Origin of the sequence: Pseudomonas sp. G5(2012) (assembly GCF_000408945.1) — a bacterium.
GTDB lineage: Bacteria > Pseudomonadota > Gammaproteobacteria > Pseudomonadales > Pseudomonadaceae > Aquipseudomonas > Aquipseudomonas umsongensis.
Genome location: NZ_APIO01000216.1, coordinates 1 through 732 on the forward strand (window position 1 = coordinate 1; position 732 = coordinate 732).

Annotated in this window: 1 protein-coding gene; it reads left to right on the forward strand. The window is 60.7% G+C overall.

Going from position 1 to position 732, the window contains the following annotated elements:
• Positions 1–684: hypothetical protein (locus PG5_RS32755; RefSeq protein WP_042955999.1), on the forward strand; the 684-nt coding region annotated here is incomplete at its 5' end.
• Positions 685–732 lie beyond the last annotated feature (48 nt).

Sequence of the window (732 nt, forward strand, 5' to 3'; positions counted from 1 at the left end):
TCGCTGTTGCTGGCCAGCGGTTGCAGTCATCAACCAGGCAACGACCTGTTCACCCAGATACGCGATGGCAAACCCCAGGAGTTCCTGCAGACCAGTGTCGACCGCATGGCGACGCTGGCCATGCGCGACAACCTCGACAGCCTTTACCTGCTGATGGGCAAGCTGTACCTGCGCAACCCCGAGGAGTTGAAGAAATCCGGCTTCCTCGATGCCCGGACCGCGGGCAAACAGGTGCGCATGGCCATTGAGCAGCAGCAGCCGTTGCCTACGCTTGGGGGCAAGAAGGACCTGGCAGCGCTGCGGTTTGCCATGAGCCCGGAGTTTCTCGGCGATCGCGTCGGTGCGTTCATCTATGCCATTGGCAGCATGCTGGTCACCGCCCACGGCAATCGCCTGGAGTTCTACATGACGGACGCGATCAACCCGACGTTCGTCAGCAACGCCGCGCGCAACATTGAAATCGCTACCTGGATTCTCAGCCAGCGGCAGACCAAGGACGGCCAGCCCATGCTGTTCTCCAACGAAATCTCGGAGGAGGGCAGCAACCTGAGTTTCGCCGTGGAATTCGGCAAGATTGTCGCGCGGCTGGACCTTTTGACCCAGATGCTCGACGAGCGCTATCGGCGGATCGGCTTGAACTATGCCCAGAGCCTGCTGTTCCTGAATTTTCTGCCGGTGCAATGACTGTTCCGCTCGGCGTCGCGACGAATGACCACCTGTAGGAGCTGCCGC